The following is a 15,952-nucleotide window of genomic DNA, read 5'->3' as shown; positions in this document are numbered from 1 at the left end:
TATCTGAACTAACATCTATAGAATTATCAAAGAACAATATTTTAATTGGAAATTACCTCGAAAGAGGACTATAAACTTACTATACGAGGAGGAAGGAATATGGGAAGAACCGCTGCAATCAATAGAAAAACAGGAGAAACAAACATTCAGTTATCTTTAAATATAGACGGAGAAGGAGTTTCTGAAATCGATACAGGCGTACCATTTATGAATCACATGCTAGATTTATTTACAAAACACGGTCAATTTAATTTGACAGTACAAGCAAATGGCGATATTGAAGTAGATGATCACCATACTACAGAAGATATTGGAATATGTCTTGGAATGGCGCTGAAGGATGCTCTTGGTGATAAAAAGGGCATAAAGCGATATGGAAATAGCTTTGTACCAATGGATGATACGTTAGCGCAAGTAGTAATAGATTTAAGTAATAGACCGCATCTAGAATTTCGTGCTGAATTTCCAAGTGATAAAGTTGGGACGTTTGATACCGAACTTGTCCATGAATTTCTATGGAAATTTGCATTAGAAGCTAGAATGAATCTTCATGTTATTTTACATTACGGACACAATACTCATCATATGATTGAAGCGATTTTTAAAGCGATGGCTCGTGCACTAGATGAAGCTACGACAATTGACCCTAGAATCAAGGGGATTCCTTCGACGAAAGGGATGCTGTAAATGATCGGGATTATTGATTATGGAATGGGAAATTTGTTCAGTGTGAGTAAAGCACTGGAACGATTAAATGCTCCTTATTTTATTTCAGAGGACAAAGAAGCTTTGTTAAGCGCAGATGCATTAATTCTTCCTGGCGTGGGTGCATTTAAAGATGCGATGGCAAAGCTAAAGGAGACTGGTTTAGCGGAGATGATTGACACATTTGTTGACAGTGGCAAGCCTTTTTTAGGAATATGTCTTGGAATGCAGCTATTGTTTGAGTCGAGTGAGGAGCATGGCTACAGTGAAGGCTTGAAATTATTGCCTGGAAAAGTAGTTCGTTTTCCTGGAATAGCAGAAGATGGTTCAGCATATAAGGTACCTCATATGGGCTGGAACAAGCTTCATTTTAAGAAAGAGTCATCAATAGCACCAAATAGGGACGATGATTTTGTTTATTTTGTGCACTCCTATTATGCAGATACAAAAGACGAAGTAATCATCGCGAGCTGTTCCTATGATAAAGAGGTACCAGCAGTAGTAGGAAGAAACAATGTATATGGCATGCAGTTTCATCCAGAGAAAAGTAGTAAATTGGGTATGCATTTATTAAGCAATTTTGCTAGTTTAATACAGGAAGGATGAACTTACATGACCTTTACCTTATATCCTGCTATTGATATGCGGGGCGGAAAATGTGTCCGTTTGCTACAAGGGGACTATGATAAAGAAACAATCTATGGTGATTCACCGTTTGATATGGCCAAGAGCTTTGTTGAGCAGGGTGCTAAATGGATACATATGGTTGATTTAGATGGTGCAAAAGATGGCAAAAGAGTAAACGACCAATTTGTTATTGATGCAGCAAAAAAATTAGGTGTGAAAGTGCAAATTGGAGGAGGCATTAGACAAGAGGAAGATATTGTTCACTATTTAGAAAATGGGGTAACGAGAGTAATACTCGGCAGTGTTGCTGTTTCCAATCCAGAATTTGCGATGGAGATGATTCGGAAATATGGAAAGGGAATTGCCATTGGAATCGATGTGAAAAATGGACTTGTAGCGACACATGGATGGCTGTCGACCTCTGAGGTGAAAGCTGTAGAGTTGGGGAAACGATTTGCAGAAGCAGGAGCCGAGACCTTTATTTTTACGGATATTGCAACAGATGGCATGTTGAGTGGCCCAAATATAGAGGCAATTGAAGAAATGGCTTTGGCAACAAAAAAAGAAGTGATTGCATCAGGTGGAGTAAGTAGTATAGAAGATCTTAAGCGGCTGAAAGAGATACACTCTAAGGGTGTTGGCGGTGCGATTATAGGCAAGGCGTTATATGAAGGAAGGTTCACACTAGAAGAAGCTTTGGGGAAAATGTACTAGCGGAAGAAACATTTCGACAAGCTCATTGTGAGAGGGGTTTTAAAATGTTAACAAAGCGAATTATTCCATGTTTGGATGTTAAAGATGGACGGGTTGTAAAAGGAATCCAATTTGTTCAATTAAGAGATGCAGGAGATCCAGTTGAATTAGCGCGCTTTTATGATGAACAAGGAGCAGATGAATTAGTATTTCTCGATATATCTGCTTCCCATGAAGGTAGAAAGACAATGGTAGAAGTAGTAATGGAAGTGGCATCCCAGCTTGCTATTCCTTTTACTGTTGGAGGAGGCATTCATTCATTAGAGGATATGAAAAAAATTCTTCGTGCGGGTGCGGATAAGGTATCATTAAATACAGCTGCAGTGCTAAATCCATCTTTGATTGAAGAAGGGGCTAATTTTTTTGGTTCTCAATGTATTGTAGTTGCGATTGATGCAAAATATGATGCAGCACTTGAATCATGGCGGGTATATACACATGGTGGTAGAAATCCAGTTGATAAAGATGTTATTACGTGGGCAAAAGAAGTGGTAGAACTTGGAGCAGGTGAAATCCTATTAACAAGCATGGATTCGGATGGAGAGAAAAATGGCTTTAATCTAGCATTAACAAAAGCAGTGAGTGAGGCTGTTTCTGTTCCTGTTATTGCTTCAGGAGGAGCTGGAAATGCTGCCCATTTTGAAGAAGCGTTTAAAGAGGGAAAAGCTGATGCTGCGCTGGCTGCTTCTATTTTTCACTATAAAGAAACATCTGTTCATGAAGTAAAGGAATATTTGAAGGAAAAGGGAGTGCTTGTCAGATGAATGTAGAGGAATTGAAATTTGATGAAAAAGGATTAATTCCTGCTATTGTACAGGATGCTACTACGAAAGAAGTGTTAACACTTGCTTATATGAATAAAGAATCCTTAGAAAAATCCTTACAAACAGGGGAGACTTGGTTTTATAGCCGTTCTAGACAAGAACTTTGGCATAAAGGGGCAACAAGTGGCAATACACAGCAAATTGTAGAGATTAAATATGATTGCGATCAAGATGCATTAGTAGTATTCACCAATCCAGCTGGTCCTGCTTGCCATAATGGAACAACAAGCTGTTTTATAGAGAGCATTTATCAAAATAAAGAAGCAGTTAAAAAAGTATCTGCAGATTATCAGATTCTGGCTAACTTAGAGAAAGTTATTGAAGAAAGAGATAGAAATCGTCCTGAAGGTACATATACAACGTATTTATTTGAAAAAGGGGTAGATAAGATTCTGAAGAAAGTCGGAGAAGAAGCAGCAGAAGTTATTATTGCTGCGAAAAATCGCGATTCAGAGGAATTGAAATGGGAAGCATCCGATCTTCTTTATCATTTATTCGTCCTATTAAGAGAGCAAAAACTTCCATTTTCTGAAATTTTAAATGTATTGGAAGCACGTCATGAAGAGAAGCAAGGTAAGTAAAGAGATAGAAAAAGAGGCCCATTCGATTAAGAAGAATGAGCCTTTTTACTTTTTGCTTGTACGTGAATGGCTTCATCGAAAAGTTATTCCGACCCCTTTTTCCTACCAACAAATTTCTGCTTTAAATTCATACACTTTTTTTCCAAAATAGGATTGACTCTTCTCCGAAATGAACTTAATATGGTATAATTGTTTAGTTAACAATAACCATTTATTTTAGCATGCTATTTATCTCTTGCTTTATAAGGGAACATATATATATTGGAGGATTTATGAATAAAAACTCAAGTAGAGTACAACCAGTGGGTAAACTTATTACATTTAATCCTACAGGCGAATTTTATTTTAACAAAGGAATTAAAGCATACCATCAAAGAGATTATTATAAATCCCTTAAATATTTGCAAAGAGCACTGGCGTTGGAGCCAGGAGAACCAATGATTGCGTGTCAGCTTGCAGTCGTTTATGCAGATGTTGGAGAATATCAAAAATCAAATGAACTTCTCCATGATATTATTGAAGAATTAGATGAGGGTATGGTTGAGTGTTATTATTTCCTAGCGAATAATTATGCCCATTTAGGATTTTTTAAAGATGCATATTATCATGCAAAACTCTATTTAAGTCTGGATAAAGATGGGGAGTTTGTAGAGGATACGGAAGACCTAATGGAGGTTCTTTCTTTGGAATCCGATGAGCTTGAGGAAGAAGAAGCCTACGAGGAAGAAGATCTTATTACAAGACAGGAGCAGGCAAGAGCATTGCTTGAGTCTGGTAACTTTGCAAAGGCTGTAGAAGTGCTGACGAAAGTGATTCAAGATTATCCAGAGTATTGGTCGGCCTATAATAATTTAGCTTTAGCTCATTTTTATCTTGGTCAATCGGAAAAGGCTAGCGAAATTTTAGAGCATGTATTGACTCAGAATATAGGAAACTTACATGCTTTATGTAATAAGCTAGTATTTGCCTATTATCAAAATAACGATGCTCATGTTGCGGAAATGGCAGCTATTTTAAGAAAAATCAACCCTATTTCTATTGATCATCAATTCAAACTAGGCACTACTTTCGCACTTATTGGCGAGTATGACACGGCGTATTTTTGGTTGAAGAAGATTTATAAACAAGGATTCCAAGGAGACAGTTCTTTTTACTATTGGTTATCGTATTCCGCGTATAACACAGGAAATAAGCAAACGGCAAAAAAAGCATGGAAAAAAGTATTGGAGCAGCAGCCAGAAAAAGAAGGACAAGAACCATGGAATAATTTGGATTATAAGGTTAGTGGATTTGAGGAGCATCTTAGCTCTATTCTGAAAAGATTTGACAGCAATCATGTAGAGGAACGATTGTTTGCGACATTCTTAACTTCTGTATCTAGTCAAAAGGAAAAAATTCTTTCTTCATCTGCTATGCAGTTAAAGAATTGTTCAACGAAATTAGAACAAGATTATTTAGCCTTTGTGAAGACTGGTACTGAAATAGAGGATCCGTTCCTATATGTTGCACATCATACAGCAGAGCAAATTTATACGAACTATCATCCAATTGGAACAGAAGAAACTAGCTTATATCTACTATGGTTTTCAGCAATCATGGAAATGCAAACAGCCGGTACTTTATATAAAAATTGCATTGCCAGTGCAGCAGCTATCGATTATTTATGGAATCAAACTCGTGAGACAAAAAAGACCCAGCAAGAAATTGCCGATCAGTATGGACTCTCTACTTCAACATTACAGAAATATATAAAGTCAATGAAGGATTATATGCAACCTATCTATAGTTAATATCTATCATTTAGGATGTTTTATGCGTTTAATGAAAAATAATTCCTTATAGAAGCAGTTTAATTCGGATAGAATTTAGCTGCTTCTTTTTTTAGGTTGCTTTAGGGATGTATTTTAATAGCAGTTGAAATGGATTAAATGATTAAATAGATGATAAAAAGAGTTATAATTAATCTAATAATATGGTGAATGATATTTATTTTTCTATAAAGGTAAAAGCCATTTGCGATGGCAAGAATGCTAATGAAGACGATCATGTTTACCAAGTTTTAACTAATCAATTAGACGAACTTTTGAAGGAAGAAGAAGAATTACGGGAGCGGAGACTAATTTTAGCAAATGAGGTCAAGAAACTAAAGGATTTGATATAAATCTTTTAGAAATTACATAATAAAGAGTGGAAAAAATAGGGGGACTACATAAATTCCAATAAATTCTATCCTAGATTACTGCCTATCCGTAAATGATTATTCAGCTATTTTTGAAAATTTTTCGAGTTTGAGCAGATTTTTGGACGGATAGGGGATTGGTTTTATAGGATAGTAATAGATAATCATACTTATAATAAGAAATAGAAATTAATTTAAAGATTGATTCTTTTATCTAAGCGTTTATTTAGTATAATAAATGCGTTAGTTAATGGGAAAAGGAGTTTTTGAAAATGACAGAAGAAAAAATTTATGATGTTGTTATTATTGGGGCAGGACCAGCTGGAATGACAGCTGCTGTTTATACTTCTCGTGCCAATCTTTCTACATTAATGATAGAAAGAGGAATACCTGGTGGACAGATGGCGAATACAGAAGAAGTGGAAAACTTTCCTGGATTTGAAAGTATCTTAGGCCCAGACCTATCCAATAAAATGTTTAATCATGCAAAGAAATTCGGTGCTGAATATGCTTATGGTGATATTAAAGAAATAGTGGATGGAAAAGAATACAAAACAGTGAAAGCTGGTTCAAAAGAATTTAAAGCAAGATCTATTATTATTTCTACAGGTGCAGAATATAAAAAGGTTGGCGTACCAGGTGAAAAAGAATTAGGAGGTCGCGGTGTCTCTTACTGTGCTGTATGTGATGGTGCGTTCTTTAAGAATAAGCGTCTATTTGTTATCGGCGGAGGAGATTCAGCAGTTGAAGAAGGTGTATACTTGACTCGTTTTGCATCACAGGTGACGATTGTACACAGACGCGATGAATTAAGAGCACAGAAAATTCTTCAAAAAAGAGCGTTTGATAATGAAAAGGTTGACTTTATTTGGAATCATACGATTAAAGCAATTAATGAAAAGGATGGGAAAGTGGGCAGTGTGACACTTGTTTCCACTTTAGATCAAACAGAGCAAGAGCTAGAGGCTGACGGCGTGTTTATTTACATTGGCATGGTTCCATTATCTAAACCATTTGAAAGCTTAGGAATTACCAATGAAAATGGTTATATTGAAACAGACGATCAAATGGAAACGAAAGTACCAGGTATATTTGCGGCTGGTGACATTCGTGAAAAGACACTTCGCCAAATTGTTACTGCAACTGGTGACGGAAGTATCGCTGCCCAAAGCGCTCAGCATTATGTGGAAGAGTTAGCAGAATCATTAAAACAACAAGCATAACCACTTCTTAAAAGTGTCATTCCGTTTTAATTGGAATGTAACAGTAGTGAAACATATTTGGGGTATCATATAAGTAGAAATTGACCCCCTTTTAAGATATATTTTTTAGCATAGGCTTATACAGCCTATGCCTTTTTTTGCTTGGGCAGATTTTTGGTTTGGCTGATAAATGGTAACTTTCGCGAATAACTTCGAGGTTTTCGCGAATACTTCACTTTTTTTCACGAATAACTCAATAATTTTAGTGCATATCACGTTAAATGATACAAATACTTCTTTTCATTCAAAAAAATCTTTCGAAGGGTAATAAATTCTCCCTCGATTTTCACCTGTATAAGGTAATTTCATTGAAACAAGAAGCCGATTAGCGGTATCTTTGGATGTAATATGGACAAATTCAAGAAATTCCTTACTGGTAATAGAAGGTTTGATTAAGAGGAAATAATCCTCTACTGCTTTTATATGAGCCAGTTTATCAAATGTGGAACATGATGGACAAAACCAGTTACGCATTTTTCTTATCATCGCAAATGCTTTACAGTGAGGGCATTGAACACCTGTTATAATGTCTTTTTTGTTTATTCGGTATTTTTCCAATATATTAGTGTTTTCCGAGGTATGATGCTTGCGAAGAAATTTGGAGATTTTGAGTAGGCTTTTTTCATCTATAACATTTACTTTATATTTTCTTTGTAACTAATCCCATTTATCAAGAAAACTATGGCTGTGAAGAACATGATTTTTTATGGAGGGATTTCCTTTTATGATTGTAGAGGGTTTAGAAATAATAACGAGGGGTTCAATGGGGGGAATGGTAAAGTGGTGTTTTTGTAAGAAATGCTCTAATTGTCGCTTTAATCTATTTACTTGGGAGATAGGATCTAAGTATCCCCCTTCTTGATTATTTCTAATTCGAGTAAACTGGTTTAAGGTTGTATCAAAAATTAATGTGCCTAAGTAGTTTTTACAGTCAATAATGACAAAAAAGAAACGAGTCAGCAGGAGATAGTCTATTTGAAAATAAGATTTACCATTATATAAACGAAGATTATGAATAATAAAGCATTCTTTATCTGGTATAAAATCAAGGTAGTAGGTTAGTTCCTTTTCACCTTTATAGCCTCGTAAATGAATATAGACATCTTTTTTGATGGTCCAATCTTTACCTCCGCGTTGTAAGAGAGCTTCCATTTTTCTTAATTTCAAACTCTTTTTTATAAAATTAATATACAAGAACAATACACATCCTTTTCAAAAGATTATATCATTCATTCTCCGTAATGAATGAAGAATCCTTCCTAATTGGAAAAGGCAATTTATTGTGAGGGCATGACAATAATAGTATAATAAAAGGAATGGATAAAAGAAGTGCCTACATACAGAGAAAATCGGGGTGAATAATTTGCAACGTGTGACGAATTGTTTGTTACTTAAAGATAATAAAGTATTGTTATTACAGAAGCCAAGACGTGGTTGGTGGGTAGCGCCAGGTGGCAAAATGGAGCCAGGAGAATCTGTACGAGATTCCTGTATTCGTGAGTATAGAGAAGAAACAGGTATTTATTTAAGAAATCCGAACATAAAAGGGATTTTTACCTTTATTATTAAGGATGGAGATAAGATTGTGTCGGAGTGGATGATGTTCACCTTTTTCTCTACGAACGCTGATGGTGTCAATGTAGATGAATCAGCTGAAGGGAAAATCGTCTGGCATGATTTAGATAATGTGAAAAACTTGCCAATGGCTGAAGGCGATTATCATATATTAGACTACATGATCCATGGGAATGGAATTATCTATGGGACATTTACTTATACACCTGATTTTGAATTAATTAGTTACCGATTAGATCCAAGCTAAAGATTTATAGGGGGAATAAAAATGAGTGCAAGTGAGCCACAAATCGTAATCATCACAGGAATGTCAGGAGCAGGAAAGACAGTTGTTATCCAAAGCTTTGAGGATTTAGGATTTTTTTGTGTAGATAACCTACCTCCAACTCTTTTGCCAAAGTTTCTTGAACTTATGAAAGAGTCTGAGAATAAGATGAATAAGGTTGCTCTTGGGATGGATTTAAGAGGCAGAGAATTTTTTGATGATTTATTCACTGCCCTAGACGATTTAGCAAATTCCTGGGTTGTACCTAAGATCCTTTTTCTAGATGCTGATGACAGCGCGCTAGTTAGAAGGTATAAGGAGACAAGAAGAGTTCATCCCCTTGCACCGTCTGGACTTCCTTTAGAAGGAATTAAAATGGAAAGAGAAATGTTAGAAGAGTTAAAAGGAAGAGCTCAAATTATTTATAATACATCACAAAGCTCTCCCAGAGAACTACGTGAAAAGATTTTAAAAGAGTTCTCTGTTAATAAACAATCCATCTTTACTGTAAATGTGATGAGTTTTGGATTTAAGCATGGACTTCCTATTGATGCAGATTTAGTATTTGATGTGCGTTTTTTACCAAACCCTCATTACGTGGAGCATATGAGACCGAAAACTGGTTTAGATGTAGAAGTATCTAGTTATGTGTTGAAATGGACAGAGACAGGTCAGTTTCTAGAAAAAGTAATTGATTTGTTAACGTTCATGCTGCCCCAATATAAGAGAGAAGGAAAGTCGCAGCTAGTTATTGCGATTGGCTGCACTGGGGGTCAGCACCGCTCTGTTGCGTTAGCAGAATATATTGGACATCATTTTGAAAAAGAATATAATATTGCTATTGCTCACCGTGATATGGAGAGGAGAAAGGACCAGCAGGCATGAGTGAAAAGGAACAGCCAAGAATAGTAATCATCGGGGGAGGAACAGGCCTTTCTGTACTTTTACGAGGATTGAAAAAATATCCAGTGGATATAACAGCAATCGTAACGGTAGCTGATGACGGAGGAAGCTCTGGAAGATTAAGAGAGGATCTTGATATCCCTGCTCCAGGAGATATTCGCAATGTATTAGCAGCACTATCAGATGTGGAGCCATTAGTGGAGGAAATGTTTCAGCATCGATTCACTAATAGTAAAGATTTAGATGGGCATTCATTAGGTAATTTAATTTTAGCTGCAATGACTTCCATTACTGGTAATTTTACCTATGCGATTCAAGAAATGAGCAAAGTACTTAATGTTCGTGGTAAAGTATTACCTGCAACAAGTCATAGTGTTATCTTAAATGCATTAATGGAAGATGGGACGGTTGTTGTTGGAGAATCGAGTATTCCGGAAGCTGGGAAAAAAATAAAGAGAGTATTTCTAACTCCAGAGGATTCTGCTCCGCTTCCTGAAACCATTCATGCTATCCAGCAAGCAGATCTAATTGTAATTGGCCCTGGAAGCTTATATACGAGTATCTTGCCGAATTTGGTTGTCAAAGAAATTAAGGAAGCCGTTCTAGAAGCGAAAGCGAAAAGAGTATATATATGCAATATAATGACACAAGCTGGAGAAACGTTAGATTATACGGCAAGTGATCATGTGAAGGCATTATATGAACATGTTGAACAACCATTTATCGACACGATTATCGTGAACAAAACGAATATCCCAGCAAGTGTACAACAAAGATATGATGAAGAAAAAGCAAAGCCTGTGGTTTTTGATATAAAACGGCTAGAACGGATGGAGCTAGATGTGATAGCTGGCGATATCATCAAGCTTGATCAAGGTGTTATTCGCCATAATACTGTTGAAATGGCGAAAATTCTTTATTCGATAATTGAATAATGGATTAAATTGCATCTGCTTTTTTCTAAAAAGGGGGGAAGGACATGTCTTTTGCGTCAGAAACAAAAAAAGAATTGACAACAATTGAAGCCAAAAATTGCTGTGGAAAAGCAGAATTATCAGCACTGATACAAATGAACGGGACTCTTTCCTTTTCCAACCAGAGGCTAGTTGTAAATATACAAACAGAGAATGCGGCTATAGCTAGAAGAATCTATACCTTGATAAAACGGTATTTCGATATACCAGTTGAATTACTAGTTCGTAAAAAAATGCGCTTAAAAAAGAACAATGTATATATTGTGCGGATTTCTAATCATGGGAAGGAAGTGCTGGAGGAATTAAGTATTCTGAAAGAAGGCTTTGTGTTTACGCATGAAATCTCCCCAGAGCTAATTAAGAAGAAATGCTGTAAACGGTCTTATTTAAGAGGGGCCTTTTTAGCAGGCGGCTCTGTAAATAACCCAGAAACATCTTCCTATCATCTTGAAATAGCATCCTTATATAAAGAGCATATCATTGCCCTTAGTGATTTAATGAATACTTTTGGGTTAAAAAGTAAGACTCTAGAAAGAAAAAAAGGGTTTATTGCTTATTTAAAAGAAGCGGAAAAAATTACGGAGTTCCTTAATATTATTGGTGCACATGGAGCACTTCTTCGCTTTGAAGACATACGAATTGTTAGAGACATGCGAAATTCTGTTAATCGATTGGTCAATTGTGAAACAGCCAATTTAAATAAAACAATTGGGGCTGCATTAAGACAAGTTGAGAATATCCGTTTTATCGATAAAACGGTTGGTTTGCAAATTCTTCCAGATAAGCTAAGAGAAATTGCAGAGTTGCGAGTTGCGTATCAAGATGTAACCCTAAAAGAATTAGGGGAAATGGTATCTTCTGGAAATATAAGTAAATCTGGAATCAATCATCGTTTAAGAAAAATTGATGAAATTGCAGATGCACTACGTCGTGGAGAAGCAGTTAAATAAAAGAAATGGATAATATATAAAGACAGGGATATATATTATCCATTTTTTTGTGTGTGAAAATATTATCAGAAAAGTTTCTTTAAACTGAATTTTATTCCCCTTGGATAGAGCAAAAAACTTATTTTCCTTGTATAATAGATATATTACTACTTTGTTAAAGGGGAGGAAGTTCGATGGTGGAACAAGAAATAACAGTTGGCCTAAAAGCGGGACTTCAAGCGAGACCTGCTGCTTTATTTGTACAGGAGGCAAGTAATTATTTATCAGAAGTATTTATTGAAAAGGATGGAAGAAAGGTAAATGCAAAAAGCATTATGGGGATAATGGGCCTAGCGATAAATTCTGGAGCGACAATTAAACTTATTGTTGATGGTAGCGACGAGGTGGAAGCGCTTCAGAAATTAAAAGATTTGCTTAAGTGATTATTTGATAAATAAAAACTCTCCTTATATATAAAAAGGCTGTTCCCTACCTAGGAACAGCCTTTTTATTAAGTTTATTTGGTTAGTGTGTGAATTAGTTATTTTTTTTGTCTTCTAGAGAATTACGGCTGATAACATGGTCAACTAAACCATATTCTTTTGCTCTATCAGCAGTCATAAAGTTGTCGCGTTCTGTATCTCTTGCGATAATATCAATAGGTTGACCAGTACGCTCAGATAAAATACCGTTTAATTTATCGCGTAAGAATAAAATACGTTTAGCAGCAATTTCAATTTCCGTTGCTTGACCTTGAGCTCCACCAAGTGGTTGGTGAATCATTACTTCACTGTTTGGAAGAGCATAACGCTTCCCTTTTGCACCAGCAGCAAGTAAGAAGGCACCCATAGATGCAGCCATACCAATACAGATTGTTTGAACATCTGGCTTAATATATTGCATTGTGTCATAAATGGCCATCCCAGCAGTGATGCTTCCGCCTGGGCTATTAATATAGATCGATACATCTTTTTCAGGATTTTCTGTTTCTAAGAATAAAAGCTGTGATACGATAGAGTTAGCTACATTATCATCAATAGCACTACCAAGCATAATAATACGGTCTTTTAATAAACGGGAGTAAATATCGTAAGCGCGTTCTCCTCTGTTTGTTTGCTCAATAACTGTAGGAATTAAATTCATTTAAAATCCTCCTTTATAATGTCTGTTCAAAAACGATAAGTATTTGTTTCTTCAGTAAGATGAAAAACATCTAAACTGTATGTAATCCTAATGATACACGGATGGTCAATTAAGGTCAAACGTAAAAGCCTAAATACCTAAAAATATCATTCGACATCTTTTTTTATAGCAGTTTTTCTAAAGTTGTTGCTACGTATATTTTTAAATTTTAAGTTCTATTATAACAGAATGTTAACGATACTATGATTGGCAAATTAACAGTATAATTCCGAATAAGCGGGGAATCACGTAATAACAGAGCCTAATTTTAAAAGTACAATAGCGTTTCATTGGGAAGTCGATACTTGAAGGTATAAGGAGATCCATCCTTTTATTTCCTCTACAATCCTTTCTACATGATACCCATTGCTCCTATTTTTAAACATCATCTATTGCATAAAATAGTAACTTCGCTTATAATATGAAGGCGTTACTTCAATGGGGCGCAAGTTATACACGATGCCCTTGTGGTGCAACGGATAGCACGTAAGATTCCGGTTCTTAAAATGGGGGTTCGATTCCCTCCGAGGGCGCTAATAAAATAATAAAAAGGTTTTTCTGAAGTTTCTAACAATCGTCGATTCTTTAGAAAAACCTTTTTATTTTGCTTCTATTTTTAGTACCTAAAAATAAATCAGATTGCTGATTCAGCTTTTAGGCTGTTTTTCCTTTGTGAGAAGCTTTGTGTTTATATTACTACCTTATTATATTTCTATAAAGACTACTGTTTAAAGAAAGGTTTTCATGTAAAGTATTCAAATATCAAAATTCCTCTTTTTAGTTATTAATACTTGCTTAATATTTTCATTCAAACACCATTTTCCTTTTTCAAAAAAACAATTAAAAATTAAGGGAATAATTATTCATTTTTTCCAAATAGTAAGAAAAGAAAGAACGACACTTTTTCGTCAAATTTTACAAAAAATAGACACATATCAGTTGAATTCATACTATACTGGTGTTAGAATTGTTCTTGTAGCAGGGAAGTTATTTTTTTTGTAGTACCCGGGACGAAAAATGTCTATGTGGGACTTCTTGCGACCACTGTAAGTGAAGGAGCGCATCAAGCATGGTTTCATTTATTGAGATTCAAAAAAGATTATTACCTGATTTACTTACAGTTATGCAAAAAAGGTACTATATTCTGCAATACATTAAGAATATGCAGCCTGTCGGAAGAAGAAGTCTGGCAGTGAGCCTAGGACTGACCGAAAGAGTCTTGAGAAGTGAAGTCGAGTTTTTAAAAGATCAGCAGCTTATACATATTTCAAACATCGGCATGACAGTCACTTTAAAAGGGGAAGAAGTATTGGAAAGTCTTTCTAGTGTAATGAGAGAAGTAACGGGTATTAACGAAATGGAGCAGCTACTGCAACGAAAACTTGGCATCAGTAAGGTAATTATCGTTGCGGGAGACAGTGATCATTCTCCATGGGTAAAAAAAGAATTAGGACTTGCGACAGCAAATTGTATGAAATCTCTCCTAAAGGGAAATAATATCATCGCAGTTACTGGTGGGACTACTATGTCTTCTGTTGCTGATGCGCTAACACCAAGTGTTGCAGATGGCGAATTATTATTTGTTCCTGCTCGTGGTGGAATAGGAGAAGATGTCAAAAATCAGGCAAATACAATTTGTTCCATGATGGCAGACCATACTGCTTCAAAACATCGAGTTTTATACGCTCCAGATGAGGTCAGTGAAGAGATGTACAAAAGCATTTCTAACGACCCTCGTATAAGTGAAGTATTAAAACTTATACGTTCAGCAAACCTTTTAGTTCATGGTATAGGCGAGGCGCTTACGATGGCGAATCGTAGAAATACAACTAAAAGCGATCTAGAAAAGATTAAGAATGCGGAAGCCGTTGGTGAGGCATTTGGGTATTACTTCAATGAAGAGGGAGAGGTTGTCCATAAGGTCCAAACAATTGGCCTTAGACTAGAAGATTTATCTTCCGTACCTAATATTATCGCTGTAGCTGGTGGAGCATCTAAATCAAAGGCTATACGTGCTTATTTAAAAGAAGCACCAACTTTAACTATTTTAATAACAGATGAAGGAGCCGCAAAAAAATTGATATAATGGGAAATCCCTTTATATATTTAATACTCTTAAAATTAGAGGAGGAAATTTATAATGACAGTAAAAGTAGGTATTAACGGTTTTGGACGTATCGGACGTTTAGCATTCAGAAAAATCATGGAAAACCCAGAATTAGAAGTCGTTGCAATCAATGATTTAACTGACACTAAAATGCTAGCACATCTTTTAAAATATGATTCATCTCAAGGAACTTTCCAAGGTGAAATCGAAGTACATGAAGGATACTTCTTAGTAAACGGTCAAAAAGTTGTTACAACTGCTGAAAGAAATCCAGCTGACCTTAAATGGGGAGAACTTGGTGTAGATACAGTTATCGAATCTACTGGTTTCTTCACAACTAAAGAAAAAGCAGAAGCTCACATTCAAGCAGGTGCTAAAAATGTAGTTATTTCTGCTCCAGCAACTGGCGAAATGAAAACAGTTGTTTACAATGTAAACCATGACGTTCTTGATGGAACTGAAACAGTTATCTCTGGTGCTTCTTGTACTACTAACTGTCTTGCTCCTATGGCACAAGTTCTTCAAAATAAATATGGTATCGTATCTGGTTTAATGACTACAATTCACGCTTACACTGGCGACCAAAACACTTTAGATGCTCCACATCCAAAAGGTGACTTCCGTCGTGCGCGTGCAGCTGCTGAAAACATTATTCCTAACTCAACTGGTGCTGCTAAAGCAATCGGTTTAGTATTACCTGAACTTCAAGGTAAATTAGACGGTGCTGCTCAACGTGTTCCAGTTAAAACTGGTTCATTAACAGAGCTTGTAACTGTTCTTGACCAAAAAGTTACTGTTGAAGAAATCAACGCTGCAATGAAAGAAGCTGCTAACGAATCATTCGGTTACACAGAAGAAGAGCTTGTATCTTCTGACATTATCGGAATTAGCTATGGTTCATTATTCGATGCAACTCAAACAAAAGTAATCACTGTTGGTGATCAACAACTTGTTAAAACTGTTGCTTGGTATGATAACGAAATGTCTTACACTAACCAATTAGTAAGAACTGTTAAGCACTTTGCACAACTTGCAACAAAATAATTTCCCTTTTCAATGGAAATATGTGCGAGTTAATAAGCACCC

At 35.8% G+C, this 15,952-nt stretch carries 17 protein-coding genes and 1 tRNA gene; 16 read left to right on the top strand and 2 right to left on the bottom strand.

Annotation, left to right across the window (positions count from 1 at the left end; genetic code table 11):
• The first annotated feature begins 99 nt into the window (after positions 1–99).
• From hisB to trxB, 8 genes are all read left to right on the top strand, one after another.
• Complete coding sequence (hisB, locus tag ACTNDN_RS20175; protein ID WP_031540662.1) at positions 100–687, top strand: imidazoleglycerol-phosphate dehydratase HisB; 588 nt, start codon at positions 100–102, stop codon at positions 685–687.
• The gene (hisH, locus tag ACTNDN_RS20170) at positions 688–1,311 is read left to right on the top strand and encodes an imidazole glycerol phosphate synthase subunit HisH (RefSeq protein WP_284560947.1); all 624 of its coding nucleotides are present in this window, start codon (positions 688–690) and stop codon (positions 1,309–1,311) included.
• Positions 1,312–1,317: 6 nt separating this feature from the next.
• Positions 1,318–2,046: a 1-(5-phosphoribosyl)-5-[(5-phosphoribosylamino)methylideneamino]imidazole-4-carboxamide isomerase gene (gene hisA, locus ACTNDN_RS20165; protein WP_441131952.1), complete on the top strand. Its 729-nt coding sequence runs from the start codon at positions 1,318–1,320 to the stop codon at positions 2,044–2,046.
• 44 nt (positions 2,047–2,090) lie between these two features.
• Positions 2,091–2,849, top strand: coding sequence for an imidazole glycerol phosphate synthase subunit HisF (gene hisF, locus ACTNDN_RS20160; protein WP_031540665.1), 759 nt, complete (start codon positions 2,091–2,093; stop codon positions 2,847–2,849).
• Positions 2,846–3,490, top strand: coding sequence for a bifunctional phosphoribosyl-AMP cyclohydrolase/phosphoribosyl-ATP diphosphatase HisIE (gene hisIE, locus ACTNDN_RS20155; RefSeq protein ID WP_031540666.1), 645 nt, complete (start codon positions 2,846–2,848; stop codon positions 3,488–3,490). Before hisF ends, hisIE begins: the two co-directional genes overlap by 4 nt.
• Positions 3,468–3,641 (top strand): hypothetical protein, encoded by a 174-nt coding sequence (locus ACTNDN_RS20150; protein ID WP_204375777.1) that lies wholly within the window; start codon positions 3,468–3,470, stop codon positions 3,639–3,641. The genes hisIE and ACTNDN_RS20150 overlap by 23 nt, the downstream gene beginning before the upstream one ends.
• A gap of 121 nt (positions 3,642–3,762) precedes the next feature.
• Positions 3,763–5,280 (top strand): tetratricopeptide repeat protein, encoded by a 1,518-nt coding sequence (locus tag ACTNDN_RS20145; protein WP_031540667.1) that lies wholly within the window; start codon positions 3,763–3,765, stop codon positions 5,278–5,280.
• A 661-nt stretch (positions 5,281–5,941) separates the two neighbouring features.
• Positions 5,942–6,892, top strand: coding sequence for a thioredoxin-disulfide reductase (gene trxB / locus ACTNDN_RS20140; protein ID WP_031540669.1), 951 nt, complete (start codon positions 5,942–5,944; stop codon positions 6,890–6,892).
• A 696-nt stretch (positions 6,893–7,588) separates the two neighbouring features.
• Here the strand turns inward: trxB and ACTNDN_RS20135 are convergent.
• Positions 7,589–8,125 carry a nuclease-related domain-containing protein gene (locus tag ACTNDN_RS20135; RefSeq protein ID WP_048718872.1) on the bottom strand — a complete coding sequence of 179 codons (537 nt, stop codon included), beginning with the start codon at positions 8,123–8,125 and terminating at the stop codon, positions 7,589–7,591.
• Between the two features lie 169 nt (positions 8,126–8,294).
• Between ACTNDN_RS20135 and ACTNDN_RS20130 the strand changes: the two genes are divergently transcribed.
• From ACTNDN_RS20130 to ACTNDN_RS20110, 5 genes are all read left to right on the top strand, one after another.
• On the top strand, positions 8,295–8,753 hold the full coding sequence (locus ACTNDN_RS20130; RefSeq protein WP_031540670.1) for an NUDIX hydrolase: 459 nt from the start codon (positions 8,295–8,297) through the stop codon (positions 8,751–8,753).
• Between the two features lie 21 nt (positions 8,754–8,774).
• Positions 8,775–9,656, top strand: a complete 882-nt coding sequence (gene rapZ / locus ACTNDN_RS20125) for an RNase adapter RapZ (protein ID WP_031540671.1) — start codon at positions 8,775–8,777, stop codon at positions 9,654–9,656.
• Positions 9,653–10,609 (top strand): gluconeogenesis factor YvcK family protein, encoded by a 957-nt coding sequence (locus ACTNDN_RS20120; protein WP_031540672.1) that lies wholly within the window; start codon positions 9,653–9,655, stop codon positions 10,607–10,609. Before rapZ ends, ACTNDN_RS20120 begins: the two co-directional genes overlap by 4 nt.
• Before the next feature lie 44 nt (positions 10,610–10,653).
• Positions 10,654–11,598, top strand: a complete 945-nt coding sequence (whiA, locus tag ACTNDN_RS20115) for a DNA-binding protein WhiA (RefSeq protein ID WP_031540673.1) — start codon at positions 10,654–10,656, stop codon at positions 11,596–11,598.
• A 173-nt stretch (positions 11,599–11,771) separates the two neighbouring features.
• Entirely contained in the window at positions 11,772–12,020 is a 249-nt protein-coding gene (locus ACTNDN_RS20110) for an HPr family phosphocarrier protein (RefSeq protein WP_031540674.1), read from the top strand.
• Positions 12,021–12,114: 94 nt separating this feature from the next.
• Here ACTNDN_RS20110 and clpP read toward each other — a convergent pair whose 3' ends face one another.
• Complete coding sequence (gene clpP, locus ACTNDN_RS20105) at positions 12,115–12,720, bottom strand: ATP-dependent Clp endopeptidase proteolytic subunit ClpP (protein ID WP_031540675.1); 606 nt, start codon at positions 12,718–12,720, stop codon at positions 12,115–12,117.
• 500 nt (positions 12,721–13,220) lie between these two features.
• Between clpP and ACTNDN_RS20100 the strand changes: the two genes are divergently transcribed.
• The 3 genes from ACTNDN_RS20100 to gap all read left to right on the top strand — a co-directional run bounded on the left by ACTNDN_RS20100 (position 13,221) and on the right by gap (position 15,910).
• Positions 13,221–13,292, top strand: a tRNA-Arg gene (locus tag ACTNDN_RS20100).
• A gap of 536 nt (positions 13,293–13,828) precedes the next feature.
• A complete protein-coding gene (locus tag ACTNDN_RS20095) occupies positions 13,829–14,845 on the top strand; it encodes a sugar-binding transcriptional regulator (RefSeq protein ID WP_441131946.1) in 1,017 nt (338 codons plus the stop codon).
• A 54-nt stretch (positions 14,846–14,899) separates the two neighbouring features.
• Entirely contained in the window at positions 14,900–15,910 is a 1,011-nt protein-coding gene (gene gap / locus ACTNDN_RS20090; protein WP_031540677.1) for a type I glyceraldehyde-3-phosphate dehydrogenase, read from the top strand.
• Positions 15,911–15,952: the final 42 nt, after the last annotated feature.

This window comes from Niallia sp. HCP3S3_B10, from assembly GCF_052064465.1.
Taxonomy (GTDB): domain Bacteria; phylum Bacillota; class Bacilli; order Bacillales; family Cytobacillaceae; genus Niallia; species Niallia hominis.
The sequence above is the reverse complement of the archived record's forward strand: the minus strand, read 5'-3'. Positions and strand labels throughout refer to the sequence as shown.

Excerpts from the sequence above, each read along its gene's own strand:
- trxB (WP_031540669.1), top strand. The coding sequence starts at position 5,942 with ATGACAGAAGAAAAAATTTATGATGTTGTTATTATTGGGGCAGGACCA.
- hisIE (WP_031540666.1), top strand. The coding sequence starts at position 2,846 with ATGAATGTAGAGGAATTGAAATTTGATGAAAAAGGATTAATTCCTGCT.
- hisH (WP_284560947.1), top strand. The coding sequence starts at position 688 with ATGATCGGGATTATTGATTATGGAATGGGAAATTTGTTCAGTGTGAGT.
- ACTNDN_RS20145 (WP_031540667.1), top strand. The coding sequence starts at position 3,763 with ATGAATAAAAACTCAAGTAGAGTACAACCAGTGGGTAAACTTATTACA.
- hisF (WP_031540665.1), top strand. The coding sequence starts at position 2,091 with ATGTTAACAAAGCGAATTATTCCATGTTTGGATGTTAAAGATGGACGG.
- gap (WP_031540677.1), top strand. The coding sequence starts at position 14,900 with ATGACAGTAAAAGTAGGTATTAACGGTTTTGGACGTATCGGACGTTTA.
- hisB (WP_031540662.1), top strand. The coding sequence starts at position 100 with ATGGGAAGAACCGCTGCAATCAATAGAAAAACAGGAGAAACAAACATT.
- clpP (WP_031540675.1), bottom strand. The coding sequence starts at position 12,720 with ATGAATTTAATTCCTACAGTTATTGAGCAAACAAACAGAGGAGAACGC.
- ACTNDN_RS20120 (WP_031540672.1), top strand. The coding sequence starts at position 9,653 with ATGAGTGAAAAGGAACAGCCAAGAATAGTAATCATCGGGGGAGGAACA.
- ACTNDN_RS20110 (WP_031540674.1), top strand. The coding sequence starts at position 11,772 with ATGGTGGAACAAGAAATAACAGTTGGCCTAAAAGCGGGACTTCAAGCG.
- ACTNDN_RS20150 (WP_204375777.1), top strand. The coding sequence starts at position 3,468 with ATGAAGAGAAGCAAGGTAAGTAAAGAGATAGAAAAAGAGGCCCATTCG.
- ACTNDN_RS20095 (WP_441131946.1), top strand. The coding sequence starts at position 13,829 with ATGGTTTCATTTATTGAGATTCAAAAAAGATTATTACCTGATTTACTT.
- rapZ (WP_031540671.1), top strand. The coding sequence starts at position 8,775 with ATGAGTGCAAGTGAGCCACAAATCGTAATCATCACAGGAATGTCAGGA.
- whiA (WP_031540673.1), top strand. The coding sequence starts at position 10,654 with ATGTCTTTTGCGTCAGAAACAAAAAAAGAATTGACAACAATTGAAGCC.
- hisA (WP_441131952.1), top strand. The coding sequence starts at position 1,318 with ATGACCTTTACCTTATATCCTGCTATTGATATGCGGGGCGGAAAATGT.